The sequence below is a fragment of the Paraglaciecola sp. genome, from assembly GCF_030730205.1.
Taxonomy (GTDB): Bacteria; Pseudomonadota; Gammaproteobacteria; order Enterobacterales; family Alteromonadaceae; genus Paraglaciecola.
The window spans coordinates 1-20,504 of record NZ_JANQVQ010000325.1 but is presented as its reverse complement, the minus strand read 5'-3'; the positions used below and the strand labels follow the sequence as shown (position 1 = coordinate 20,504).

General features: G+C 43.8%; 16 protein-coding genes. 12 read left to right on the top strand and 4 right to left on the bottom strand.

Annotated features, from left to right (window positions below):
- Nucleotides 1–2 precede the first annotated feature (2 nt).
- Nucleotides 3–683: a response regulator transcription factor gene (locus tag NWQ57_RS21460; RefSeq protein WP_306024234.1), complete on the bottom strand. Its 681-nt coding sequence runs from the start codon at nucleotides 681–683 to the stop codon at nucleotides 3–5.
- Nucleotides 680–2,239: a HAMP domain-containing sensor histidine kinase gene (locus tag NWQ57_RS21455; RefSeq protein WP_306024233.1), complete on the bottom strand. Its 1,560-nt coding sequence runs from the start codon at nucleotides 2,237–2,239 to the stop codon at nucleotides 680–682. The genes NWQ57_RS21460 and NWQ57_RS21455 overlap by 4 nt, the downstream gene beginning before the upstream one ends.
- A 266-nt stretch (nucleotides 2,240–2,505) precedes the next feature.
- On the opposite strand from NWQ57_RS21455, the gene NWQ57_RS21450 reads away from it, so the two are divergent.
- The 8 genes from NWQ57_RS21450 (at nucleotide 2,506) to NWQ57_RS21415 (ending at nucleotide 13,500) form a co-directional block, all read left to right on the top strand.
- The gene (locus NWQ57_RS21450) at nucleotides 2,506–4,857 is read left to right on the top strand and encodes a TonB-dependent siderophore receptor (protein ID WP_306024232.1); all 2,352 of its coding nucleotides are present in this window, start codon (nucleotides 2,506–2,508) and stop codon (nucleotides 4,855–4,857) included.
- Between the two features lie 7 nt (nucleotides 4,858–4,864).
- Complete coding sequence (locus NWQ57_RS21445) at nucleotides 4,865–7,006, top strand: FAD-dependent oxidoreductase (protein WP_306024231.1); 2,142 nt, start codon at nucleotides 4,865–4,867, stop codon at nucleotides 7,004–7,006.
- An 87-nt stretch (nucleotides 7,007–7,093) separates the two neighbouring features.
- Entirely contained in the window at nucleotides 7,094–7,972 is an 879-nt protein-coding gene (locus tag NWQ57_RS21440) for a DUF547 domain-containing protein (RefSeq protein WP_306024230.1), read from the top strand.
- A gap of 61 nt (nucleotides 7,973–8,033) precedes the next feature.
- Nucleotides 8,034–9,146, top strand: coding sequence for an ABC transporter substrate-binding protein (locus tag NWQ57_RS21435; RefSeq protein ID WP_306024241.1), 1,113 nt, complete (start codon nucleotides 8,034–8,036; stop codon nucleotides 9,144–9,146).
- Complete coding sequence (locus tag NWQ57_RS21430) at nucleotides 9,122–10,753, top strand: ABC transporter permease subunit (RefSeq protein ID WP_306024229.1); 1,632 nt, start codon at nucleotides 9,122–9,124, stop codon at nucleotides 10,751–10,753. The genes NWQ57_RS21435 and NWQ57_RS21430 overlap by 25 nt, the downstream gene beginning before the upstream one ends.
- On the top strand, nucleotides 10,737–11,399 hold the full coding sequence (locus NWQ57_RS21425; protein ID WP_306024228.1) for an ATP-binding cassette domain-containing protein: 663 nt from the start codon (nucleotides 10,737–10,739) through the stop codon (nucleotides 11,397–11,399). Before NWQ57_RS21430 ends, NWQ57_RS21425 begins: the two co-directional genes overlap by 17 nt.
- 140 nt (nucleotides 11,400–11,539) lie before the next feature.
- On the top strand, nucleotides 11,540–12,694 hold the full coding sequence (locus tag NWQ57_RS21420) for an endo-1,4-beta-xylanase (protein WP_306024227.1): 1,155 nt from the start codon (nucleotides 11,540–11,542) through the stop codon (nucleotides 12,692–12,694).
- A 185-nt stretch (nucleotides 12,695–12,879) separates the two neighbouring features.
- Nucleotides 12,880–13,500, top strand: a complete 621-nt coding sequence (locus NWQ57_RS21415; RefSeq protein WP_306024226.1) for a CDP-alcohol phosphatidyltransferase family protein — start codon at nucleotides 12,880–12,882, stop codon at nucleotides 13,498–13,500.
- Here NWQ57_RS21415 and NWQ57_RS21410 read toward each other — a convergent pair.
- Entirely contained in the window at nucleotides 13,497–14,297 is an 801-nt protein-coding gene (locus NWQ57_RS21410; RefSeq protein ID WP_306024225.1) for a sterol desaturase family protein, read from the bottom strand. The genes NWQ57_RS21415 and NWQ57_RS21410 overlap by 4 nt on opposite strands.
- 122 nt (nucleotides 14,298–14,419) lie before the next feature.
- Here NWQ57_RS21410 and NWQ57_RS21405 point away from each other — a divergent pair, with 122 nt between their 5' ends.
- Together NWQ57_RS21405 and NWQ57_RS21400 are read left to right on the top strand one after the other, a co-directional pair.
- Nucleotides 14,420–15,127, top strand: coding sequence for a DUF1499 domain-containing protein (locus tag NWQ57_RS21405; RefSeq protein ID WP_306024224.1), 708 nt, complete (start codon nucleotides 14,420–14,422; stop codon nucleotides 15,125–15,127).
- A gap of 445 nt (nucleotides 15,128–15,572) precedes the next feature.
- Nucleotides 15,573–16,667 (top strand): mechanosensitive ion channel family protein, encoded by a 1,095-nt coding sequence (locus NWQ57_RS21400; protein ID WP_306024223.1) that lies wholly within the window; start codon nucleotides 15,573–15,575, stop codon nucleotides 16,665–16,667.
- Between the two features lie 206 nt (nucleotides 16,668–16,873).
- Here the strand turns inward: NWQ57_RS21400 and NWQ57_RS21395 are convergent, their stop codons facing one another.
- Complete coding sequence (locus tag NWQ57_RS21395) at nucleotides 16,874–17,497, bottom strand: tyrosine-type recombinase/integrase (protein ID WP_306024222.1); 624 nt, start codon at nucleotides 17,495–17,497, stop codon at nucleotides 16,874–16,876.
- 490 nt (nucleotides 17,498–17,987) lie between these two features.
- Between NWQ57_RS21395 and NWQ57_RS21390 the strand changes: the two genes are divergently transcribed.
- A complete protein-coding gene (locus tag NWQ57_RS21390; protein ID WP_306024221.1) occupies nucleotides 17,988–18,365 on the top strand; it encodes a BlaI/MecI/CopY family transcriptional regulator in 378 nt (125 codons plus the stop codon).
- Nucleotides 18,366–18,519: 154 nt separating this feature from the next.
- A partial coding sequence (locus NWQ57_RS21385) for a M56 family metallopeptidase (protein ID WP_306024220.1) occupies nucleotides 18,520–20,504 on the top strand: 1,985 nt, incomplete at its 3' end.

Genomic DNA, 20,504 nt, shown 5'->3' with positions numbered 1-20,504 from the left:
ATTTATTCGCGAAAACCGAGGCGATAACCATTGCCTCGTAGTGTTTGGATGGTGATCTTTGGGTCACCCTCCAATTTACGCCTTAGTCGACTAATATACACATCAACAATATTGGTATTAGGATCGCTTTGAGTTTGCCACACCCTGCTTAATATCCGTTCACGGGATAACACTTTTTGTTTGTTTTCGATTAAATATAACAACAGTTCAAATTCTATTTTTGTCACACTCAACTCAACATCATTTAGTAAGGCAATACGTTGGTCGAGGGCCAGAGTTAATGAGCCAAAATGTAAACTGGTTTGTTGAGTTGGCACAGCCGGATCACTGCGTCTGCTGAGCGCTTTAATACGGGCCAATAACTCATCAAAATCAAAGGGCTTGCACAAATAGTCATCAGCGCCTTTTTGCAGCCCTGCTACCCTTTCGCTAACTTCATCAAGCGCAGTCAGCATGAGCACCATGGGGGCATTTGGCAAGGCTTTAATCGCACCTAAAATAGTTACGCTGTCCTGAGAGCCAAAGAGTCTATCTAACACCACGACCTTTGGGGCATGTTTACGGATCCAAGGTAAGACCTCGTGCAGCTCGTTCACTTCAGCACACTCGTAACCTTCTGCTCGTAATCCTTTTGCCAAAAAATGCAACAGGGGTTTTTCGTCATCGGCTAACAAAATGTTCATTTAGTATGCTCTAGAGGTAATGTAATCGAAAAAATTGAGCCTTCACTCGGTAATGATTCAACCGTAATGTGTCCGTCATGTGCCTCAACAATCGCTTTGGCAATGGGCAAGCCAAGGCCAAGGCCTTCACTGTGCTTACTAAACCGCACAAAGCGTTCAAAGATGTTTTCAATCTCAGTGGCCGAAATGCCTTCACCAAAATCACGAATATGAATGAGTACACTGTCTTTGATGATTTCAACATTCACTTTAACTGCGCTAGTAGCAGGCGAATATTTCGTGGCGTTATCCATTAATATCGACACAACTTGCTGCATGCGGGGTTTATCAATCATGACCATGGCATGCTTGACCTTGCCATCAATGTGCAATTCAATATCCCGATTTTCATATCTACGTTGCCATTTACTCACTTCGGCGCGTAAGAAAGGCTGAATGTCGGTGGCAATAAACTCTAAATGTAACTGATTCATTTCTGCACGGGTGAGCAGCAATAAATCATCGACCAAACGACTGAGGTTTATTGACTGTTCCAAAATAACCGTAAGGGTTTCTTTGTAGTCTGCTTCAGAGGCGGCTTGTAGCCTCAGCGTCACTTGCGCCTCGCCACGGATAATCGTCAGCGGAGTGCGCAGTTCGTGCGATACATCAGCGATAAACTGACGACGGCGCGAGTCAATATTGGTGAGTTTTAAATTGGCCTGGGTTAAATCTCGGGTGCGTTGCTCTACTTCAAATTCAAGGTGTTTGCGAGATTTGGTCTCACTGTGTTCATGTTCGCGCAATCGTGCAGCGAGCTGATTGATTGAACGTGCGAGTCCTTCAAATTCATCGTCTAACTTTGTTGAAATAGGCGTATCGTAATGGCCTGCAATCATCGCGTCGGTGGCGCCGCGAATTAAAATTAAGGGTTGGTATAATTGGTTAAACAGCCAATAACACCCATAAATAATTAGTGGAATAGAAAGCGCCCCCAAGCCCAGTGCAAACCAGACAATGGCGGTGTTCAAGGTGTCAATTCTGGCGTTAATAGCAGAAACCACACGGCTCTGCCTATTTACCGCTGAATTGATCGCTTCTCTAAATTGATTATCAATGGTGACTTCTAGCAAGCTCCGTAAGCCTTCTTGTTGACTAAGCGGAGTGGCATTGCCATTGAGCACGAGGGTGCGAAATTCCTCAACAATACTGTTAATGATGTTTTCAAGTTCATCGGTGTCTTCAACACTGCCCTGGGTAAACTTGATCCCAAGGGCTTCGCGCTGTTCTAGTTCTAACTGACGAATGTTTTCAATTGATTTTTCAATTAGCGCTTGCTTATTGCGCACAAAGGCTTGATTGGCATTGTTGCCGAAAATGAGCTCATCAGTAAGTTGTTTGAATAAACGATAAGAAATACTAGAGAGCTTCTCATGTTCTACCAATAATGATTGAGCAATATTGCTCTGGTTTAAATTTGCGCGGGTCAAGTGAGCCAAAACAGCGGTAAATGTTAGGGCCAATATCAAAATAAGCGCAGTAGTTAATCCAAAATAAAAGAGTTTTCGTTTATACATTTTTTAGGATAAAAGTCCGTGCAAAGGGTAACATCAGTATTTCTAACGTAAATACGGTATTTTGCAACCATAATTCCCTAATAAAATCAGCAAATTGAATATTGGCCCTCGTGTCTATCGGCCGAATCATGCGCTGCTCCGCAAATAGAAATTGTCATTTTAGGTAGTGGTGAGTAACAAGCGCGAATAAGTCACAACTTCCCTGTAATAAAATTTGCCATCGTTAGGTCTCTAAGTGCAGAAACACAAATATAAAGGAAAAAAACATGTCGATTTTACCAAGCAGCTTATTTATTTTGAGCAGCTTAAGCGTGGCAATGAATGTTGTTGCACAAGAACAAGCCAATACCATTGAGCGAGTCACCGTTACCGGTTCAAATCAGTCTGCTTTTTTTATGTCGCCAAAAGATGCCGTGGTCGACGGGCCTTTTGGTAAAGATAAAGGCGTAACAGATATTGCTCGCACGCTAACCGCGATTTCCAGCGACATGTTAGAAAAATTATCTATCAATGATTTACAAGATGTTCTGACCTTAGTACCCAATACTTACGCAGCCACAGGTTTTGGTACCCCCAGTTTGCCTACCATTCGCGGTCAGTTAGGCGAAGTGTTTCAACAAGGTATGCGTCGCCAAGCCGGCAACAATGGGTTTGGTATCCCCTTATCATTTAATAGTGTGAGCCAGCTTGATGTGGTGAAAGGCTCTCCCTCGGTGATGCTTGGCACTTCTCAGCGTAACGGTGGTTTTGTTAACCTAACTAATAAAGTTGCGACATTATCTGGAACAGACCTCAAGTTTCAAGCAAGTGCCGGCAGCTGGGCGCATTATCGTGGCCAACTTGATGTTAATACCGCGATTGATGAAGGGAAAAGTGGTTTTCGAGTCAGCGCAGAATTGATTGATAACAACAGCTACTATGACTTTAGCCAATACCAAAGTGAAGACTTATTTCTTGCTTATCGGCTGTTGCCTGATAATCAATCAAGTTGGGACATCAGCTTTGAATATTTTGATGTGGATTTTACCGATAACGCGGGTATCAACCGACCCACACAAAACTTAATTGATCATGGCCTGTACATTACAGGGCAGGGCGTGCAACCGAATGGCTCACTGGTGCCAGGGCCTTTTGCGGTGGTATCACCCACGGGTGAAGTGACAATACCCCGCAGCGCCGTACTAACTGACCCTGACAACATTAATAATGCCCAAACGTATATATTGCATAGTACTTATGAGCGGCAACTTAATGCCCAACATACCCTCACCAATCGCAGCTATTTTCAATATCTTGATCGTGAAGAAATAGCACAAAATAGTTTTGTAGAAATTATCGATGGCGCCAAATCAGCGCAAAACCGCATCGAAATTAATTCTGTATGGAGCGAAGCTCAGCAAACCACATGGGGCTTGGATATCCGCTTCAACGATGTATTGGGTTACAGCCAGTTCACGACTGAAGCCGACTTGCCCATCGATCTTTTGGGCGACCTAGCACAGCGTAGGATCGCTCTGACCGATGCGCAAAAAGCCCGCCTAGTTGAACTTCGTCCCGGTGTGTTTGTTTCACCTGGCGCTAACTATGATGTAGACGGTGACGGCAGCTTAGATTTTTCTTTGTCAGACACCACCGACTCTACCACGTGGCAAACGGGCTTATTTGCTCAGCAAGACAGCGACTGGAACGATAGGTTAAGCACAACAGTGGGGGTGCGCGCTGATTATTATGATGTAAGCGCCCGTGATGCGATTGCTCCTTTGGGGCAACTTGCTGCCTCCGACAGTTTCAGTCAATGGCTGTATTCTGGCTCTTTAAGTGCCCGTTTTACACTTAACAGCGAGACGGTCAGTTACGCGACGTATAGCTATAATGAAGCCACGTCTAACAGTATGGGAGGTGGCACCGTACTCGGAGCAGGCAATAAAATAAACCCGCTCAACTTTGCAACAGAAAATGTATTGTATGAGTTAGGGCTTAAATACGCACCAAGTGCCTCGCCTTGGTATGCCGATGCCTCAGTATTTGAGCAAACTCGCAGTTTACGTAATCGTGATGGTAGCAACACCGGTATCGTCGCTAAAGGCTTCGAAGCGCAAATGTATTATCAGGGTGAAGTGTTGTGGGCAAATCTAGGTTACAGCTATATCGATGCACGTTTTGATGAATCGGCAAGTGCCCAAGATTCACAACAAGTGGCAGATGCTTTTGATAATTCACGACCTGATATCATAAATGGCACTGGCCTTGGTGCGCCTAATTTTGCAGGCTTCGCGCCTTCTAATCAGCGGGTTCAAGGTATTCCACAGCAAACAATATCGGCCAATGCGGGCTGGCACGTTTTTGATAACTGGAATGTGGCGGGCTCAGCGATATACAGCAAATCTTACCCACTGGATTATTTGGCTACGGTGTTAATTCGAGACCAAATCACCATTAATGTGAATACCAGTTTGCAGTTAACCGATCGTTCGAGTGTGCGCTTAGAAGTGAGTAATATCACTGATGAGAAAAACTGGCGCCCGGTGTTTGAAGGCGGCTATTTTGGCTCTACTTTGGTTTTTCCTGAACTGCCGCGCCATGTTCAGTTAAGCTACACCTACCATTTTAAGGCATAAACGTCACATGAACAGTAAAAGAATCATCGTTGCCCTCATCATCGCTGCCCTAGTCGCCAGTTTTTTTGTGTTTGATATCAACCAATATTTAACCCTTGAAAGTCTTAAAAACAACCAGCAAGCCTTGGCTGAAACCATAGAGGCTAATTGGCTGGTGGCCTTTGTTGTGTACCTTTTGATCTATGCCAGCGCCACGGCATTAAGTGTACCTGGCGCGGCCATCCTCACCTTGGGAGCTGGCGCATTGTTCGGTTTTGGCTGGGGCCTGTTATTAGCGTCTTTTGCCTCGAGTATTGGCGCTACCTTGGCCTTTTTAGCTTCGCGTTTTTTATTGCGAGATTGGGTTAAAAGTACCTTTTCTAAAAAGTTAGAATCCATCGACCAAGGCATCGAACGAGACGGTGCATTCTATTTACTCAGCTTGCGTTTAGTGCCGCTTTTTCCTTTTTTCATCATTAATTTAGTGATGGGTGTCACCAGTATTAAAACCTGGACCTACTATTGGGTAAGCCAACTCGGTATGTTGATTGGGACTGCTGTTTACGTTAACGCGGGTACACAGTTAGTTGAAATTAACCAGTTGTCTGACATTGTTTCGGGTGATCTCATTCTCTCTTTTGTGCTGTTGGGGATTTTCCCGATTTTAGCTAAGTTCATGCTCAGTGCACTGCAGCAACGTCGAGTCTATAAAGGTTGGAAAAAACCAAAACAATTCGATCGTAATCTTGTGGTTATTGGTGCGGGAGCGGCGGGGTTGGTGACGGCCTATATTGCTGCTGCGGTAAAAGCCAAGGTTACGCTGGTTGAAAAACACAAAATGGGAGGTGACTGTTTAAATACCGGTTGTGTGCCCTCAAAAAGCCTATTACATGCCAGCAAATTGGCGCATATCCATCACATCTCCCAAAATGCGGGGGTAAGCTACGCGCCTCCTAAGGTCGACTTTGCCGCAGTGATGAATAAAGTGCACAGTGTGATTAAAGCCATAGAGCCTCATGATTCGGTTGAACGCTATGAATCCTTGGGGGTTGACGTTGCAATTGGCACCGCCACTATCGTTTCGCCGTGGCAGGTGGATATTCAAACCGCAGACGGCGTGCAATCACTTACCACCCGCAATATTGTGATTGCAACTGGCGCGCGCGCTTTTATACCGAATATTCCTGGTTTAAAAGATATCGACTATCTAAGCGCAGATAATTTGTGGGAAATTCGCGAGCAACCTAAGCGTTTGATTGTGCTTGGTGGTGGGCCAATTGGCTGTGAATTGTCGCAAGCCTTTGCCCGACTAGGCACGCAAGTGACGCAAATCGAAAAAAGCGAACAGATATTAAGCAAAGAAGATCCCGATGCAGCCCTTTACTTGCAAATTCAGCTAGAAAAAGACGGCGTAGATTTACGGCTTAATACCAATGCCATGGCCGTTGAAACAAGCACTGATGGCAATGTGTTAGTGGTAGAGCATGATGGCAAACGAGAGCGTATCGCTTTTGATAAAATATTAGTGGCAGTAGGGCGTCAAGCCAACCTGAGCGGTTTTGGTTTAGAAAAATTGGGTATTGAAACCGACCGCACTGTTATTACTAATGAGCTGCTGCAAACTAAGTACCCAAATATTTTGGCTGCGGGTGATGTTGCAGGACCCTATCAATTTACTCATACCGCCAGTCATCAAGCGTGGTATGCGGCGGTTAATGCCTTGTTTAGGCCGTTTAAAACCTTCAAAGTAGACTATAGCGTGATACCTTGGGCTACCTTTGCTGAGCCTGAAATTGCTACCGTCGGGCTCAATGAAAATTCCGCTAAGCAACAAGGTGTTGAGGTAGAAGTGACCCGTTATGATATTGGTGGCTTAGACCGTGCTTTAGCTGACGATCACGCTAGGGGGTTTGTCAAAGTCCTGACCAAACCGGGCAAAGATACCATCTTGGGGGCGACTATTGTGGGCGCGAATGCCGGTGAGTTGTTAGCTGAATTTGTCTTAGCCATGAAACACGGTTTAGGCCTAAACAAATTACTGGGGACGATCCATATTTACCCTACGATGGCTGAAGCCAATAAAAATGTGGCGGGTAACTGGAAGAAAGACCACGCGCCGCAAAAATTACTGGCCTTTGTCGAGCGATTCCACACTTGGCGTAGGCACTAAATCTTGCGCCCACATCAGCACATTTTGTAGCATAAAGAGGCTGTTGTTCAGCCTCTGGCGTTTGCGTACAAAGTAACGAGGAATAGTATGAATACTCAAGTAGGACGAATTTACAGCAGTATTAAAAGGGGCGCTGCACTGGCCTGCATGATGCTGATTTTGCCGTTTACATCACTTGCGGTGACGGACTTTGATCATGCCTATACACAATACGATGCCTTGCTAAAAGACGCAGTGCATTATTCGCCAAACAAAAAACAAACCCGAGTTGACTATCAGCAGTTAGTGATTAAACAGCCAACGATGAGTGCAGTCCAGAGCCGGTTTTCGTCGGTTACCCAAGCACAGTTTGATGGCTGGAGCGAAGCGCAACAACTGAGTTTTTTAATCAACGCCTACAACTTTTTTACGTTGCAACTGATTGTCGATAACTGGTCTGATTTTAAATTAGGTAAGGTCGACTCAATCCGTGATTTAGGGAGTTTGTTTAGCTCGCCCTGGAAGCTTAACTTTTTCAATATGCTAGGGAAAAAACGCAACTTAGACGACATCGAGCACGAAATGATTCGTAAGGGGTTTAAAGAACCACGTATTCATGCGGCCTTGGTATGTGCGGCAGTCTCGTGCCCTCCGTTGCGAAATGACGCATTTGTGGCTGATGACTTAGATGAGCAACTAGACAGTCAAATGCGTTTGTTTTTAGCCGATAACAGCCGCAACGAAATCATCACCCAGGGGCAGAGCGGCAAGGTCTATTTGTCGTCAATTTTTAAGTGGTATCAAGAAGATTTCGAAAAAGGTGATGGCGGTTTTGATTCGCTTTATGAAGTATTAACTTACTACATTGATGCCCTAGTGCAAGGTGACAATGATCAACAAGCACAGCGCAATGTTATCAAGCAGGATGACTTTCCTATCATGTTCAAAGATTATGATTGGCGTTTAAATGATGTGGCAAATTTTTAGTTTGCTGGGCTTAACGTCGCGCAGTCTTCCCGTATTGCCACGTCACGTGCTTATAGTACTCATGTTTTACGTGGGCTTTGCCTCTGCGGTAAACGCTCAGCAAGCCACAGCATCCCAGGTACAATGGCAACAAATCCTGAAGCAAGCGCAAGGTCAAACGGTTTATTTTTATGCCTGGGGCGGCGCAAAGCCAGTGAACGATTATTTGCGCTGGGCCAGTAAAGAAATCGCCAGCCGATATAAGATACGTTTACAGCACGTAAAGGTTGCAGATATTACTGAAGCCCTCAGCCGTTTAAAGGCAGAAGATGGAGGGAAAAGCGCTATCGATCTGTTGTGGGTTAACGGCGAAAATTTCAGTTACCTCAAAGAACAAAATTTACTGTTAGGGGAGTTAAATTCGCGCATACCCAATACAAGCTTGCTTGCCAATGAACAACTGCCGCTAGACAGTGACTTTGGTGTACCGATAGACGGTTTTGAGGTGCCTTGGGGCGTGGGGCAGTTCAATCTTATTGCGCGGTCAGAGGTGTTTAATGAGGCCACAGTTACACCAAGCACTTTGTTAGCTGCAGCGAAGCAATATCCCGGTCGTATTAGCTATCCACGCCCGCCTGAGTTTCACGGCACAACGTTTTTAAAACAGTTATTGGTGGCATTGACTCACAGTGATAAACGTTTATATGCTCCCGTCACAGACGCTGCGCAAACTGAGCTATTGCCTGTGTTATGGGCTTATCTAGAACAGTTACATCCGCTAACTTGGCAACAGGGCAAAGCATTTCCAAGCTCGAATACCGAGCAGCTTGGTTTATTTCAGCAAAACCAGTTAGTCATGGCCGTGAGCTTTAACCCTAATCAATTGTTCAAAGAGCAAAGCGCCAATAAGATCCCGCAATCAGCACAGCGTCTGGTGTTTAGCCTAGGTGCCATTACCAATAGCCATAATTTAGCCATCCCAAAAGGCGCACAAAGCCCAGAAGCCGCTATGGTAGTGATTGATTTTTTATTAAGTGAATTTGCCCAAACCCAAAAATTAACAGGAGAGTGGGGCGATCCCGCCGTGATCAAGGCCTTGGTTGATGAGGCCGCTACCCTCCCTGCACAGCAAGAATTGCATAGCTCTTGGCAGCAAGTGATAGAAGCTTTATGGCAACAACGCTACGGCGCCTAGCTTTTTACAGCAGTGGCTTGCTTGTAATGTGTATAGCAGGTTTACCAGTCATTGGTCTTACTCTGGGCTTGTGGCCACCTGTTGAACTGTCTTGGCACGATGTCTCGCGTTTTGTTGAATACAATGGTTTAACTACGTCGATTTTAAATAGTCTTTTTCTGTCCTTAGCCGCTCCGGTGATCGCATGGTACGTGGCTTTTTTGGTGTACAGCCAATATCGTTTTAGCCCCGCTTGGCAGTCACTTGAAAAACGGCTGAGCCCTTTGCTGTCTTTGCCGCATTTGGCTGTTGCGCTGGGCTTGGTATATTTGTTTAGTTCAGGCGGCCTTTTGTGGAACAGCATTGCTGTGCCTGAGTGGCTAAGCTTACCGCGCAAAAGTCTATTAACGATGATGTTGGCCTTAACGATTAAAGAAGTTCCTTTCTTTTTATTGATATTTGGCGCCTTAGGCCGGCAACTACCCATCAAAAGTTGGTTGCTCCAAGGCAGAGCCTTGGGCCACAGTGAAGCCGCTAGTTGGTGGTTATTGGTTTTTCCAGCCCTACTCAAACAGTCGCGTTTGGCCTTGTTAGCGGCCATGGCGTATTGCTTGTCGGTACTGGATATCAGCCTCTTGGTTGGCCCCAATATTCCGCAGTTGTATGCTGTGGTCTTATATCACTGGCAAACGGGTTTCAGCGCAATCGAACAATCACAAGCGTTTATCGCCAATCTTGTCTTACTGTTGTTGCTAGGGGTATTGGTGGCGGCAATTTACTTGCATGAATGGCTTGCGGTAAAACGCATACATTATCACGGGGTGATGGCGCATAGGCTTAAAATGGCTAGTTTAGGGCGACTGTTTTCCTACTGGTTAGTTTCTTTTAGTGTGCTAAGTATTGCCATTTTAGTAACCTTTTTTTTATGGTCAGTAGGCTGGAATAGTCAGAGCCACATAAGCAGCGCTGACTTGTCATTTACTCTCTGGCAGGCTGAGTGGTTTTTTATGCAAACGCCGCTTTTTAACAGTTTAGTCATAGGTTTGATCAGCAGCGGGGTCGGGGTGGGCGTTAGCTTGCTAGCGCTTGAATTACAACAGCAAAAACAAACGTACCTGCCTGATTATCTGTGGTTAATGGCCATTTTATTGCCACAACTTAGCATGGTATATGGTTGGCAAATCGCGCACACGGCTTTTTCGGGCGGCTATGGCATGTCGTGGGTAGTGTTAGCACATGTACCTTTCACCTTTGCGTATAGTTATTTGGTTCTACGGGGGCCTTTTCAAAGCATCGATCGCCGCTACGAGCTGCTTGCCGCTAGTTTTGGTTTTAGTTATTGGCAGCGCTGGTGGTTAATTCGCTTTAGATTATTGAGCCCTGCTTTATTGAGTGCCTTTGCCATTGCGTTTTCTGTCAGCATGGCTCAATACATCTCAACCCTAATGATAGGCGCGGGTAGGGTGGTGACAATTACCACCGAGGCGGTGGCGATTGCCTCAGGTAATGAACAAGGCATCACCGCTGTATATATCTTGGTGCAGGCGGTATTGCCATTTATGGTATTTTTAATTGCCAGTATCTTGGCACATCGACTGCGAGGGAGTGTTAATGTTACATATCACTGATTGTCAAATTAGCGCTGATGATTGGCTGATTGCATTGCCTAATATTGCCATCGCAAGTGGTGAGTTATGCGTGATCACTGGGCCAAGCGGGATAGGGAAATCTACATTGTTACATTGGTTACTCGGCGATGTTGTGCAACATGTTAATATCAGCGGTACGATTAGCCTAAACAACGTGCAACTAAACTCACTTAAAATCGAACAGCGTCGCATCGGCTTGTTAATGCAAGATGTGCTGCTTTTTCCGCATTTAAATGTGCTCGACAATATCTGTTTTGCCTTGCCGGCCGATGGGGGCATGTGGGGTACTAAAAACCCCACTAAACACCAACGAAAAGCGCAAGCTTTAGCCATGTTAGAAAGTATAGATATGGCACACCTTGCGCACCATACCTCTGAACAGCTAAGTGGTGGTGAGCGCTCTCGTGTGGGCTTAATAAGAGCATTGGCGAATGAGCCGCAGGCACTGTTAATGGATGAGCCTTTTTCTGCGCTCGATCCAAAAACGTCGGCACAAGTGAGTGAATGGGCTTTTCATCATTTACGCTCAAAGGGCGTACCCAGCATCATGGTCAGTCATGATATTAATGCTATTCCGGCACACGCGCAGCATCTTGATTTGGCACAGTATTATCGCCGCATATAAGGTAAAAACGGGGTGTGTTAGTAACCTTTGTTGTTTGCTATCGAAAATATCATAATGGCGATACCAGAGATCAAATTGAATTGAAATCAGCAATGCTTACAATCCTTCTCATTATAATTTCAAAAAAAATGGGAATATGTATGCATAAATATCAAGTATCTCTTGTGGCTTTGCTGGCTGCACTGGCAATAGGCACTAGCAGTTGCTCGCAAGAAACAAGCCCGCAAGTAAAGCCAAAAGCAACAGTCACTACCCTAAAAGAAGCGTATGCAGATAAGTTTTTAGTGGGCGCTACCCTTGGCGCATCAATGTTTTCTGCATCTGATACCACTTCCTTGGCCTTAGTTGAGAAAAACTTCAGCGCCATTACCCTTGATAACGACATGAAGTGGGAAAGAATCAATCCTTTACCCGGCCAATACGAATTTGAAATTGCAGATAAATTTGCCAAGCTAGGTGTTGATAAAGGGATCACCACAGTGGGCCACGTTTTGTTCTGGCATAGCCAAACTCCTGACTGGGTTTTTAAGGACGATGAAGGACAATTGTTAACGCGCGAGGCCTTGCTTGAACGTATGCGTGAGCGAGCCAAAATGTTTGCCTCTCGCTATGGCGACAGGGTAAAGATTTGGGATGTTGTCAACGAAGCAATTGAAGACGACGGCAGCTTAAGAAAATCATTATACAACCAAATTATTGGAGACGATTTCATCGAGCAAGCCTTCATTATTGCTGATCAAGAAATGCCAAAGGATGCCACCTTGCTGTATAACGATTACGGCATGGATAGAACGGGTCGCAGAACTTCTGTAATCGCCATGGTGAATGACTTTAAACAACGTGGTGTGCGCATCGATGGCATTGGTCTGCAAGGTCACTGGGGAATGGAAGAGCCTTCAGCTGAAAAAATTGATGAAACGCTGACCCTTTACGCTGCTACGGGTTTACCCATGCACATTACCGAGCTAGATGTAGACTTTCTTGGCCGTGACGGCCTAACAGGTGCCAACGTTGATATTGAAAAACTACAGGCCACGCCAGAAAACAACCCTTATCCTGATGGTAACTTTCCTGCAGAAGCGGATGAAAAGCTAAGTCAACGTTACCAAGAGATTTTCAAACAATTTATTAAACATCATCAAAGTATCGACCGTGTCACGTTTTGGGGAGTCACCGATGGTGACTCATGGTTAAACGGCTGGCCGGTAGCAGGTAGAACCAATTATCCGCTGCTGTTTAATCGTGACGGCTCAGCGAAAAAAGCCCACGATGTGGTGGTTAATTTAGCAAAATAAATGGGGAGTTTTTTTGACTAGGTAACAAGGCCTGAACGTTATGTTTAGGCCTCTGATAAACCAAAATATCGTCAAAAAGCAATGTAAAAAACCACATACTGCCTGCTTTGTGTTATACGCTTACCCTCATTTGAGAACCTTACACGCTAGTTTTTTATCTAGCCCTGAGCAAAAAAAGGTAAACCATGATTGATCCGCTATTAAATCGGCTTTTAAAAAAGCCGCTTCGCACACTCGCTAAACAATTAGTTAAGCGCGGAATTAGTGCTGATAATGTGACGGTGGTGGGGTTTATTCTGGGCATGTTGGCGGTACCGGCTATTATTTTTGAGTGCTTCAGCGTGGCCTTGTGTTTAATCTTACTTAATCGTGCAGCCGATGGTCTAGATGGCGCTATAGCCAGAGAAACCTCAGCCTCAGATGCGGGTGGCTTTTTAGATATCACCCTCGATTTTATTTTTTATTCGGCCATCGTATTTGCTTTTATTTGCCTGGCGCCAGCCAAAAACGCGGTGGCTGGCAGCTTTCTAATGTTGTCTTTTATGGGCACCGGCGGTAGCTTTTTAGCCTTTGCCATTATGGCCAACAAACACGGCATCGACAGCCCCAAGTACCCGCAAAAAAGTTTGCATTACATGGGGGGCCTAGCTGAAGGTTTTGAAACCATTGTAGTACTGTGTTTATTTTGCTTATTACCTAACCACTTTGTAATGATTGCCTCGGTGTTTGCGCTGATTTGCTGGCTTACCGCGGGGATTCGAATCTGGGTGGGGTATCACACCTTACAGGCGATTAAAGCCAACTAATTTTTTGGTGTGTGACGAAAAGGCATGAGCAAAACGGTGAGAATGCCAGTATTGGTTTTTTCACTGTTGTATTCTTTCAAACCTAATATCAGATCATCATCGCCCGCAGCGGCTTGGTGAGTGTAAGTGCCAAACAGTTTATCCCAGACTGACAAACTAAAGCCAAAGTTACTGTCGGTTTCAGTGACTACCTGACTATGATGGATGCGATGCATGGCTTGAGTAACAATTAGCTTACGCAACGGCCATTCTAGCCAATCCGGTAGTTTTACATTGCTGTGATTGAAAATCGAGCTCGCGTTTAGCAGTATTTCAAACAGTAAAATCGCCTCAGCGGGCACACCAAGTACCACAATAGCCAAGGCTTTAATGAGTAAGCTTAAGGCTATTTCAAGCGGGTGGAAGCGCAGGCCACTTGAGGCATCTAAATGCGGATCGGCGTGGTGCACGCGATGTAAGCGCCACAATATGGGAACACGATGAAAAACGCGGTGTTGCCAGTAAATCAAACAATCGAGTAAGACCATGGCAATGAGAACAATTAACCACTGCGGCAAGGTCACTAGATTCAACAAGCCTATTTGATGCCGATCAGCGTAGAGCGCCACTACGGCCAAGCCGGTTGGCACAATAAGGCGAGCTACCAAAGCACCGCAAAACACTAAAAAGAAATTACTTAGCCAGCGTTTTGTTTTTGCTACAGGTGATACTCGGTTAGGCAAACAAGCCTCCCAAACCATCATAACCATCAATATGGCGATAAAACTGCCCATACGCAGCAACGCTTCATTTTGCATATTTATCCGAGTGAATATTTATTAAAAATTTAAGTCCAAAAACTGTTACTGATAGTATCAGCTTGTTCATATATCATCAGTCATGAAAATTGATTTATTACAATAATAACGGAGAACACCTAATGAAAATCTTGGTTGCCCTACTTAGCTTACTGGCTATTTTGCTCGTTGCTTTACCCGGCCCACTTTACAAACACCAAATCTTAGAACTGGCGCCTGCGTTTGCTGCGCTGCGTTATGCTGTGTACGTTGGTATTGCAGCTTTAGTGCTGTTGCTTGTACAAATAATTTTTATGCGTAAAAACATCAGCTGGCCTGTGACCGCTATTTCTGCTGTATTTGCCATCGTTGCTATAGCGTTACCAGTCAGCATGATGGGCAAAGCCAAATCAGTGCCACCCATTCATGATATTTCTACAGATTTGGTTAATCCCCCTAACTTTGTGGCGATTGCCGCATTGCGCGCTGACGCACCTAACCCGGCTGAATATGCCGGTGAAGAAACGGCCAAACAACAACGCGAAGCCTACCCAGAGCTGATAACAGAGATTTATCAGCAAAGCAGTGAGCAACTTTTTGAAGTAGCGCAGGCAGCGGTAAACGACTTAGGTTGGACGCTAGTCAACGCAAATAAAGCCGCAGGTTTAATTGAAGCGACTGACGAAACAACGTGGTTTGGTTTTAAAGATGACGTGGTGATTCGAATTAGTAACACGGGTGAGGAGCGTTTTCTCGATGTGCGAAGTAAATCTCGAGTGGGCAAAAGTGATTTAGGCAAAAATGCCGAGCGTATTCATACCTTGTTAGATGCTATCAACGCTAAGTTGTAAGTCTCTCTCCGTTTTGCTAACAACGCCCAATGCCAGCATTGGGCGTTTTTTTATAAGCTAAATTTTATACGGCAGTGCGCAATTTTGTCGCAATCTATAGTGAAGTGAAATCAACTGATTTAACAGAGCAAAGTGTGCAGGCTTTATAACCATGTCAGGTATTTAGCGCACGAAGCTCAAACTGGTCAGTCGATTAAACTGTTAAGGGCGGCTCTGAGCGATCAGGTGACAGTCACAAATATTTTTAGCCACATAAATTAGCACCTCTGCCGCAGATTTTTCAGGTGCAGTGTTGCATGGATTGAGTGCGGTAGTATTTTGAAAGCATTTTGTATGTGTTTTTTACGTATGTAATTCAATAATCTACACCACCAAAATTGTTGATTTTAGTGGTGTAATAATTGCTTCGTAGATAATTAAGCTTTTTAACAGGGTGCATTCTTTCTTGCAGTTAATTACAAATATTCCGAATTTGATCGCTCAGTGGGTACCTTTTTGGGCAATAGGGCCAACATTTTTCTTAATCGTGTTTTTTTGTCTTTGGCTAATAAAACGTTTTTTATATTTCTATTTAAGCGGATTGAATCACCCTAGCAATTATGACTGGTCCGGAATAGCAGTGCGAGCTGCCAAGCGCCCATTAAGTTTGCTGATAATTACAATTAGTTTAAAAGCAACAGAACAGCTTGTGAAATTCTATGACGAAATAGTCAATGCGTGGGTGACTCAAATTAATCTCATTGCATTGCTGATAGCGCTTGTTGCAGTGCTAGTTTTTGCCGATCACTTTGCTCGTATGAGTATTACACGCATTATTTCAAAAGGAAGTGGCTTGCGAAGTAGTGGTACCCTTTTAAGAGGGCTTCTGCGGGGAGTGATTATTGTCATTGGTGTGCTAATTATACTGAGCAATATTGGAATTTCGATCACACCGCTTGTCGCCTCATTAGGCATTGGTTCCCTTGCGGTTGCGCTTGCATTGCAACCTACCTTGGAAAACTTTTTCTCGGGCATTCAAATGCTGGTCGATAAACCAATCAGAGTTGGAGATTTTATTGAACTGGATTCAGGTGAGCAGGGCTTCGTCGAAAAGATAGGATGGCGCTCCACATGGATAAAAATGCTCCCAAATAACATCGTCATTATGCCCAACAGTAAACTCGCACAATCGAAAATCATCAATTATTATTACCCTGAAAAACAGCTATCGGTGCCCGTAGATCTTGGAGTGCACTATAATTCTGACCTAGATCATGTCGAGAAAGTGACACTTGAAGTCGCAAAACAAGTACTAAAAAGTCACAAATGGGGTATTGCTGAATACGACACTTTTGTAATCTTTACTGGGTTTGACAATTCTAGTATCAATTTGACAGTGATGTTACGGGCACAGGAATATTTCAATCGCTTTTTTATAAGGTCCGAATTTATCAAAGCCTTACACAAAAGATTTGCGCAGGAAGGCATTGTGATTCCATACCCAATCAGTGCAGTAAACCTAAATCAAGAAGGTAGTGATAAAGTGTTAAAAAGCGAATAAACCTAGCACTTACAGCCATTCTTTTATTGACTCGCTGATGGCGGGATGCCTGATGTACCGGCAAAGTCTTTCTGACTCGTCTGCCTTCCATGTCTGGTTTGTTGCCATTGGCAAACGAGAGCATCAAAACCCGTGTTTTCAAGCTACCGCTATGTCCCATTATGGCACGATTGAGCCAGACTCCGTGATAAAGTCTGGCTCACTTTCTATGAATCAATGCTCTCTGAGACCTCAAGGGCGTCATCAACCTCGATACCTAGGTATCTAACGGTACTTTCAAGCTTTCGGTGACCTAGGAGCAATTGGCACGCTCTCAGATTCTTTGTTTTCTTGTAAATCAAAGACGGTTTGGTTCTTCGCATTGAGTGAGTGCCGTACTGTGTATGATCTAATCCAATGCTTGAAACCCAATTGTCTACTATGCGCCCATATTGCCGAGTCGAAATATGTTCGGATGATTGGATTCTGGATTTGAACAAATAGTCATATGAGGTAAGTTTATAATGTTCGATTAAGGCTGAAAGAGAAAGTCGTGTACTTTCTGTTATTTCGAATTGAACAGGTGTGCCTGTCTTTTGCTGAACAATAATAGCCCTCGACTGTATAGTCTTACCGTGTGCAATATCATTAACTTTCAAAGCGACTAAATCGCAACCACGAAGCTTACTATCGATGGCTAAATTAAAAAGTGCCAAATCTCTGATCTTGTTGAACAACTCTAATCTGATTCGAATCGCCCAAATTTGTTGAAGTTTAAGCGGTAGTTTTTGTCCTACTAGCTTGTCTTTATTCCAAGGTTCTTTTTTATGGTAAATTGCTAATTGATACATTTTGAATCTCCTACGTTAATGGAGATCTAAGTTTAGTAGCCTGCGAATAGTCTTAAGTTTGAAATGCGAACGAGGCGTTTGAGCGATCAAGAGACAGTGGGCGACTTTCTCGGCTATTACTGTCGGATATCATTACCTAATCAACTCTTTGTGCCAATTTTATGGACTATCCGGTTCCTTCGAGCACAGAGAACATAGTCGACTACTTTCACGCCTATTACAGGTTTTCTGACTTGGCAGACAATTCGAGTGTCGATAATAGAATATCAATTGTACCAAAGGGTGGCATGTTAAATGTTCTTACACACAGGTTTGTAAAGCACTTAAATTGACTACGCCCCCTTTTATTTCCTAATCTTCAAAATCATATTCTTACATAATAAAAACCACTATAAAATTAACTACTACAACAAAAAGTGTGTAAAAAATTTGCAATTACGATTACTCTCGTACATATTAATTACGATACGAATCGTAGTTAAGGATAAACATGATAAATCCAACACCTTCAGAGCTTGAAGTACTCCATATCTTATGGGAGTTACAAGAAGCCAATACTCACACGGTCAACACACGACTTAATTTACAACGTCAAGTCGGCTACACAACCACCTTAAAAACTATGCAAGTTATGGCTGAAAAAGGTTTGTTAGGCAGGCGTAAAGTGGGCAAAAGCCACGTTTATTTTCCGTTAATTCAAGAGTCCACTGCCAAAGGTAATTTACTCACAAAATTCGTGAATAGCACCTTTGGCGGCTCTGCTAGTAACTTGTTGATGCAGTTGCTTGGAAACGAAAATGTCAGTCAGGATGAATTAACCCAAATCAAAACTTTTCTGAAAGAAATGGAGGATAAAAACCATGGATAGCTTAACTTCCCTATTTGATAGTCAGTTTGTATATGCCCTGGGTTGGACTATTGTGCATTCCTTTTGGCAGTCACTAATAGTGTTCGCTTTATTAAGTGTTAGCTTAATCATGTGTCAACGTTCTAGAGCGGAGATTCGATACGGATTATCAACCATGGCACTGGTGTGTTGCTTTCTTATTAGCGTCAAAACTTTTATCTACTGCTATCAAGATGTAGCCCAAGCCCGCCAATTTTTTGCGCAATTACAAACGAACATCACTACAACACAAGTTCAGAATTGGTGGACTGCTACATTTACTACTATCAATCCATGGCTAGATACAATAGTGGTGTTTTGGTGTGTGGGCTTTATTATTCAAAGCATGCGCTACGTCTACGATATTAGCCTTACTCAACAACTAAAAACGCAAGCTGTGTCTCAGTTACCTTATGAATGGAATGAGCGGTTGAAAAGCTTAGTTCTAAAACTTGGTATCACTAAGTCAGTGACTTTCATGCACTCTACTAAAATAAATGTACCCTCAGTTATTGGCCATTTTAAACCAGTGATCCTATTACCACTTGGCATTCTGGCGCAATTACCTCAGGCGCATATTGAAGCCATAGTGTTGCACGAACTCGCACACGTTAAAAGACATGATTATTTAATTAATATTGTTCTGTGCCTAATTAAAGTGCTGTTCTTCTTCAATCCTTTTGTGCTTGCCATCAGCAAAAAAATTAGCATCGAACGTGAAAATATTTGCGATGACTTAGCAGTTAGGGCATGCGGTGATCCATTAACTTTTGCAAACAGTCTCAGTCAATTTGCCGATGTAACGCCAGTTAGCCAGTCAGCCATGGCAGCAAGCAAAGATAAATATCTGTTATTAAATAGAGTGAAACGCTTATTTCCAAATCGCGGAAAACTATCGACGACTACCGAAAGACTGATAGCGCTAATTTGTGCAGGGATACTGGGGCTCACCCTAAACGTCAATGCCAAAAATCAACCTGCGTCAGTTGTATTTGAGTCAACACCAAGGCAATCAGAACCTGTCAGTGTTGTAGCGGAGCAAAACTCATCACCAAGTGCCGACTTCCAAAACCCTGAACCTGTCATTAAAGTCACTAAGTCTAATGCAACTTCCAAACTTGCTACTATCGAAGCAGGCGACAAGGACGACACTGTAATAGCCAAGGGCTCATCTAACAATATAGTTGTCGCTATAAAACCCTCTCAACAACCCGCCCAAACCATTAAGACACAAACAGAAAAAGCGTTATCGAGTGTCTCCGAAAAACCTAAACAAGAGACAACTCTAAAATCACTAGACTCGCCTTTACTAGCGCGAAATAATTCCACAGATACCAGCAGCGCAGCACGTAATTATCTAGAGTTCGCAAATGAAAAAGTAAAAAAAACGAAGCCCGCAGAAAAACAAAGTAAAGAAACAATACAAACACCGCAACAACCTTCAGCCCGTGTTTATGCCTCTACTGATAAATTTAACAGTTTTTCCTTAGAATCACCCGATGCGCTAGACGATATCGACCAGATAATTTTTGCTCCTATTTCAACCAACGACACTGAGTTTTCACAAGGTGCAAGAAGCTGGAGAAATGTATTCAGCCAATATTTTTCTGAAGTGCAAAACCAAAAACCTCGAGTAATTACTTTGAATAGAGAAGACCGCGCAGAAGCTGATTTTACAGGTTTAAACTTCTCGCTTATCGCTCAAATAAGAATTAAAGACGTTGAATTGTTTAATCTTTGGAAGGGAGCCAAAACTGGAAATTCCCATACAGGAGGGAGCAGGGACTATGACACTAGAACTATTTTACAGAAAACACGTGATGCGCAGAGGGTCGTTAATTTACGAAAGTCGCAGAATTCTTCTTCAAACCCTGATCTTGATGATGCTAACATTCCCCTTAATGAGCTCCTAACGGCAAAACCTATTACCTCAAAGACCGACTTAACGGAGACAATTTTTTTTCTAGAAGTCATCGCAGAAGTAGTATTTGTAGATGCTATAAACTATGAATATGTGGGTTCTGGACTAAAAACAATATGGCTTGATTCTGCTAACGTCGAACTCGCTTTACTTACTCTAGCAAGGGAAGAAGAAAGCGCCTCAAACTCTCGTACGCAAGC

Bases quoted from the DNA above. Each gene is read 5' to 3' on its own strand.
- NWQ57_RS21460 (WP_306024234.1), bottom strand. From the start codon at position 683: ATGAACATTTTGTTAGCCGATGACGAAAAACCCCTGTTGCATTTTTTG.
- NWQ57_RS21405 (WP_306024224.1), top strand. From the start codon at position 14,420: ATGAAAATCTTGGTTGCCCTACTTAGCTTACTGGCTATTTTGCTCGTT.
- NWQ57_RS21440 (WP_306024230.1), top strand. From the start codon at position 7,094: ATGAATACTCAAGTAGGACGAATTTACAGCAGTATTAAAAGGGGCGCT.
- NWQ57_RS21415 (WP_306024226.1), top strand. From the start codon at position 12,880: ATGATTGATCCGCTATTAAATCGGCTTTTAAAAAAGCCGCTTCGCACA.
- NWQ57_RS21410 (WP_306024225.1), bottom strand. From the start codon at position 14,297: ATGCAAAATGAAGCGTTGCTGCGTATGGGCAGTTTTATCGCCATATTG.
- NWQ57_RS21435 (WP_306024241.1), top strand. From the start codon at position 8,034: ATGTTTTACGTGGGCTTTGCCTCTGCGGTAAACGCTCAGCAAGCCACA.
- NWQ57_RS21455 (WP_306024233.1), bottom strand. From the start codon at position 2,239: ATGTATAAACGAAAACTCTTTTATTTTGGATTAACTACTGCGCTTATT.
- NWQ57_RS21430 (WP_306024229.1), top strand. From the start codon at position 9,122: ATGGCAACAACGCTACGGCGCCTAGCTTTTTACAGCAGTGGCTTGCTT.
- NWQ57_RS21425 (WP_306024228.1), top strand. From the start codon at position 10,737: ATGTTACATATCACTGATTGTCAAATTAGCGCTGATGATTGGCTGATT.
- NWQ57_RS21450 (WP_306024232.1), top strand. From the start codon at position 2,506: ATGTCGATTTTACCAAGCAGCTTATTTATTTTGAGCAGCTTAAGCGTG.
- NWQ57_RS21390 (WP_306024221.1), top strand. From the start codon at position 17,988: ATGATAAATCCAACACCTTCAGAGCTTGAAGTACTCCATATCTTATGG.
- NWQ57_RS21395 (WP_306024222.1), bottom strand. From the start codon at position 17,497: ATGTATCAATTAGCAATTTACCATAAAAAAGAACCTTGGAATAAAGAC.
- NWQ57_RS21420 (WP_306024227.1), top strand. From the start codon at position 11,540: ATGCATAAATATCAAGTATCTCTTGTGGCTTTGCTGGCTGCACTGGCA.
- NWQ57_RS21445 (WP_306024231.1), top strand. From the start codon at position 4,865: ATGAACAGTAAAAGAATCATCGTTGCCCTCATCATCGCTGCCCTAGTC.